Source organism: Methanobrevibacter sp. (assembly GCF_017940815.1).
Lineage (GTDB): Archaea > Methanobacteriota > Methanobacteria > Methanobacteriales > Methanobacteriaceae > Methanocatella.
Window position 1 is genome coordinate 1 of the sequence record NZ_JAGAXX010000056.1, and the last position, 4787, is coordinate 4787.

At 35.0% G+C, this 4787-nt stretch carries 6 protein-coding genes; all 6 read left to right on the forward strand.

The window, feature by feature from the left end; genetic code table 11:
• The first annotated feature begins 219 nt into the window (after positions 1-219).
• Positions 220-489, forward strand: coding sequence for a PRC-barrel domain-containing protein (locus ILA26_RS07380; protein WP_292895884.1), 270 nt, complete (start codon positions 220-222; stop codon positions 487-489).
• Positions 490-625: 136 nt separating this feature from the next.
• Positions 626-1381, forward strand: coding sequence for an ABC transporter ATP-binding protein (locus tag ILA26_RS07385; RefSeq protein WP_292895886.1), 756 nt, complete (start codon positions 626-628; stop codon positions 1379-1381).
• On the forward strand, positions 1350-2600 hold the full coding sequence (locus ILA26_RS07390) for a SufD family Fe-S cluster assembly protein (RefSeq protein ID WP_292895888.1): 1251 nt from the start codon (positions 1350-1352) through the stop codon (positions 2598-2600). Before ILA26_RS07385 ends, ILA26_RS07390 begins: the two co-directional genes overlap by 32 nt.
• A 321-nt stretch (positions 2601-2921) precedes the next feature.
• Positions 2922-3347 carry a hydrogenase iron-sulfur subunit gene (locus ILA26_RS07395; RefSeq protein WP_292895890.1) on the forward strand — a complete coding sequence of 142 codons (426 nt, stop codon included), beginning with the start codon at positions 2922-2924 and terminating at the stop codon, positions 3345-3347.
• A 16-nt stretch (positions 3348-3363) separates the two neighbouring features.
• Positions 3364-4290: a F420-nonreducing hydrogenase gene (locus ILA26_RS07400; RefSeq protein WP_292895892.1), complete on the forward strand. Its 927-nt coding sequence runs from the start codon at positions 3364-3366 to the stop codon at positions 4288-4290.
• A 1-nt stretch (position 4291) separates the two neighbouring features.
• The coding region (locus tag ILA26_RS07405) for a nickel-dependent hydrogenase large subunit (protein WP_292895894.1) at positions 4292-4787 on the forward strand (496 nt) is incomplete at its 3' end.

A 4787-nucleotide genomic window follows, 5' to 3' on the forward strand; every position in this document is an offset into this window, starting at 1 on the left:
AGTATTTGTTTTTTGATTAGGCATAATAAAAACTTTTACTCCACCTATTTATTAAATTTAACTATTTTTAGATAAAATTAAAAATTCACAACTAATTTTCATCAAAAAATTTCAAATCAACAAAGTTTTTGAAAGAGTCAACTATATTCACAATATTATATTTAAATATAATGAAGTTTAATAATTATATAACTAACATTATTTTTATTAGGTGATTTAATGGAAAATAAACAACAAATTCCTAAAAGGGAAGAAAAATTATGGAGTGAAATTAAAAACTATCAAGTAGCTACCAACAACGCACGTATATTAGGTGTTTTAGATGAATTGATCATCAATGAAAAAACCGGTAAAATCGTTGATATCGCTATTAGGATAGAAAGTGATCGTAATATTCATGTTAAAGGCGCTAAAAGGAATGGAGACTTATTATTAGTTCCTTTCGCTAAAGTCGAAAAAGTCGGCGAATTCATTATTGTAACTGAATAATTTCAGTTATTCTATTTTTTTTTATTTTCTAATTTTTTCAGCAATTCTTTTATAATAGTGATAACTATTTATATTTTTAAAATTATATTTATATTAGTATAATAAATTCATATTCTTATTCATAAAAGGTGATTATGTGTTGCTTGAAATAGAAAATTTAGCCGTTAATGTGGCTGGAAAAAGAGTTTTAAAAGGTGTTAATCTTTCCATTGATGAAGGGGAGACTCATGTTCTTTTAGGACCTAACGGTGCTGGAAAAAGTACCTTATTCTTAACTATTTTAGGATTTCCACAATACGAAGTAGTTGAAGGTTCTATTAAATTTAAAGGTCAAGACATTACTGGATTAACAACTGCTGAAAGAGTTCAATTAGGTTTAGGTGTTAGTTTCCAAACTCCTCCTGCAATTAGGGGAGTTTCAGTAAGGGATTTGCTTAAAATTGAATCTCATCAAGATGTCAGTGAAGAGTTAAACCCTAGAATGAAAGAATTGGCTCAACAACTTAAATTCAGTGATGAATTTTTAGACCGTGACGTTAATTTAGGTTTCTCTGGTGGAGAAGTAAAACGTTCTGAAATCTTACAATTATTAGCTCAAATGCCAGATTTTACCATGTTCGATGAACCAGATTCTGGTGTAGATATTGAAAATGTTGAATTGCTAGCTTCTGAAATTGGAACATTATTGGATAAAGATAAACCACAAGGAAACAGAAAAAGAAGTGGGCTTTTAATCACTCACTTAGGTTATATTTTGAACTTTGTCAGTGCAGATAAGGCTCATGTTTTAATCGATGGTGCTATTTCCTGTTCTGGAAACCCTAATGAAATTTTAGAAGATATTAGAAAAAATGGTTTTAATGGATGTGTTGAGTGTGCGCAATGTTTATGAGGATGCTGAAAGAGCAAAAGATAAAAAAGCACCTATTGGTGCAGATGTTACAATAGAAAACTTCACCGATGAAACTGTTAATGCTTTAGACATGATTGATGATTTGGATGACTTAAGCAAATCAACTAAACAGGATTTATTAAAAGTTGGTGTAGACACTGAAGAGAAAAACAGGTCCGGTTCATTTTTACAGGTTGACCAAAGTAACATTTTCACAAACAACTCAATGTCCGATTCCATTGAAGTCATGAACATTGGTGTCGCATTGGACAAATACAGTTGGGTTGAGGATTACCTTTGGAATGTTGTAAAACCTGACGCTGACAAATACACTGCAAAAACCGCTTTGAGAGAAAAAGAAGATGGCGTTAAAAGCGGTTACTTTGTAAGATCCTTGCCTGGAACCAAGGAAGTAATGCCTGTACAAGCTTGTATGTTCATCAGTGATGCCGATATTATGCAAACTGCACACAACGTCATCATTGCTGAGGAAAACTCAGAGCTTCACTTGATTACTGGTTGTGCAACTGGTTCAGACATTGAGTCTGCAATGCACGTTGGAGTATCTGAAATGTACTTGAAACCGGGTTCAAAAATTACATTCACTATGGTTCACAATTGGGCTGAAGAAGTGGAAGTTCGTCCAAGAACTGGTGTTAATGTAGGGGACAGCGCCACTTTCATTAACAATTATATATTGACCAGTCCTGTACGCACTATCCAATCATTCCCTACAGCTTACTGTAACGGTAAGGATTCCAGGGCAATCTTCCAAAGTATCCAAGGTGGTAAGAAAGATTCAATCATTGATGTTGGTTCAAGAGTGTTATTGAATGCTGAAGGTGCAAGAGGGGAAGTCATTTCAAGAGCTGTTGCCCAAGATGAGTCCAAAATTTACGCTAGAGGACACCTTGCAGGTACCGTGCCAACCGTTAAAGGACATTTGGAATGTCATGGATTGGTATTGTCTGATGACAGTTTTATTTATGCTGTTCCTGAACTTGAAGCAAGCTCTGCAAATCTTGAAATGTCTCACGAGGCTGCTGTCGGTAAAATTTCCGAAGATGAAATTAACTACTTGACCTCCCGTGGAATAACTGAAGAGGACGCTGAATCCATGATCGTAAGAGGATTTTTAAACATGGATATCACTGGACTTCCTGATGAATTAGCTGAGCAAACTCAAAGAATGATTGATATGAGTCTTGATGGAATGTAATTCCATCTATTTATTCTTTTTTTCTTTTAATTTTCCTTATTTTTCTGTTTTTTCAAGATTTTGTTTTATAGTATATAAACTTTTTGGCTTTAATTTCCAAGTAACCTTTATATTAATTATTAATTAAATATATTATTCAGTACTTAATGTAATGCTGAGCTAGCTCATTATGTACATAAAATTGTGATTTTAAGGAGTGCCTAAACTCGTATTCCTTAAAAAAAGATTTTAAAATTTTTTAAAAAAGTTTAAAATTGGGTTTTTGAAAGACATAAGTTTTTCAAAATCGAAAAAAAATATTTATAGAGGAGGAGAAACTCTATGGCTGATGATGTAAAAATTGTAATGTTTTGTTGCAACTGGTGTTCCTATGGAGGAGCAGACACAGCTGGTACTGCACGTATGCAATACCCACCGAATATTAGAGTTATTCGTGTAATGTGTTCTGGAAGAATTGACCCACAATTTGTTTTAAAAGCATTCCAAGAAGGTGCTGATGGGGTATTTGTAGCTGGATGTCACATGGGTGACTGCCACTATGATGCTGGTAACTACAAATTAGATCGTAGAATGAGATTAATCTACAGATTAGTAGAAGATATGGGAATTGGAAAAGAAAGAGTTCACCACGATTGGATTTCCGCATCCGAAGGTGAAAAATTTTCTTCAGCTGTTAAAATGATGGTTAACAGAATTAAAGAATTAGGTCCAGCTCCATTAAAACAACAATTAGATGCTGAAAGATAAATTGGAGGAGTTTAATATGGCAGATAAAGTTAAAATAGGAACCATGTGGTTAGGCGGATGTTCCGGTTGCCACTTATCCATTGCGGATTTCCACGAATCCTTAATTGACGTTATGGAATTTGCGGATTTCGAATTTTCCCCTGTGCTTATGGATACTAAATATGATGAAGTACCTGAGTTAGATATTATTATCGTAGAAGGTGGAATCAGAAACGACGAAAACAGAGAATTAGCTGAAATGTTAAATGAAAAAGCTAAAATGGTTATTTGTTACGGAACCTGTTCCTGCTACGGTGGTATTCCAGGTCTCGGAAACTTATGGACTGTTGAAGAGTTAGAAGAAGAAGCTTACATTAACTCTGTATCTACTGTAAACCCTGAAGGAATTATTCCTAACGAAGATGTACCACATCTCGAAAGCAGAGTAAGACCTTTAAGTGAATGTATGGATATTGACTTAATGATTCCAGGTTGCCCACCTCGTTCCGATGTTGTAGCTGAAGCTATTTTAACATTATTAAGAGGCGAAACAATCGAATTACCTTCCACTAACCTCTGTGAAGTATGTCCTAGAGAAAAACCACCTGCTGGTTTAGCAATGGACTTCATTAAAAGACAATTCGAATTAGGTGCACCTGAACCTGATTTATGTTTAATTACCCAAGGTTTAGTATGTATGGGTCCTGCTACCGTATCCTTATGTGGTGCAGAATGTCCTTCCATTGGTATCCAATGTAGAGGATGTTACGGTCCTACTGCTAAAGTATTAGACCAAGGAGCAAAAATGATCAGTGCGATTGCATCTGACTATGGTGTACAAGAAGATAAAACTGTAGACCCTGAAACAGTTGCTGATCAATTAGATGATATTGTAGGTACTTTCTATACTTACACATTACCTGCTGCTTTAGTACCAATGAAAATGCAGAAAGGAGGAGAATAAAATGGTTAAACTTACTATGGAGCCTGTCACTCGTATTGAAGGACACGCTAAAATTACCGTGCATCTCGACGATGCAGGAAATGTAGAAGAAACAAGATTACACGTTATGGAATTCAGAGGATTCGAAAAATTCTTACAAGGTCGTCCTGTTGAAGAATTAGCAAGAATCGTACCAAGGATCTGTGGTATTTGTGATGTACAACACCACTTAGCAGCTGCTAAAGCAGTTGACCAAATTTTCGGATACGATGATTACGACATCTTACCTGCAGCTTACAGAATGAGAGAAATCATGAACTGGGGTTCATACATGCACTCCCACGCTCTCCATTTCTACTTCTTAGCAGCACCAGACTTAATCATTCCAAACGGAACTAGAAAAACAAGAAATGTTTTCCAAGTAATTAAAGACATGCCTGAAGTAGCACTTCAAGCTATTAACATCAGAAGAAACGGTTTAGAAATTGTTAGAAAAATAGGTGGTCGTCCTATTCACC

Excerpts from the sequence above, each read along its gene's own strand:
- ILA26_RS07380 (WP_292895884.1), top strand. The coding sequence starts at position 220 with ATGGAAAATAAACAACAAATTCCTAAAAGGGAAGAAAAATTATGGAGT.
- ILA26_RS07390 (WP_292895888.1), top strand. The coding sequence starts at position 1,350 with ATGGATGTGTTGAGTGTGCGCAATGTTTATGAGGATGCTGAAAGAGCA.
- ILA26_RS07395 (WP_292895890.1), top strand. The coding sequence starts at position 2,922 with ATGGCTGATGATGTAAAAATTGTAATGTTTTGTTGCAACTGGTGTTCC.
- ILA26_RS07400 (WP_292895892.1), top strand. The coding sequence starts at position 3,364 with ATGGCAGATAAAGTTAAAATAGGAACCATGTGGTTAGGCGGATGTTCC.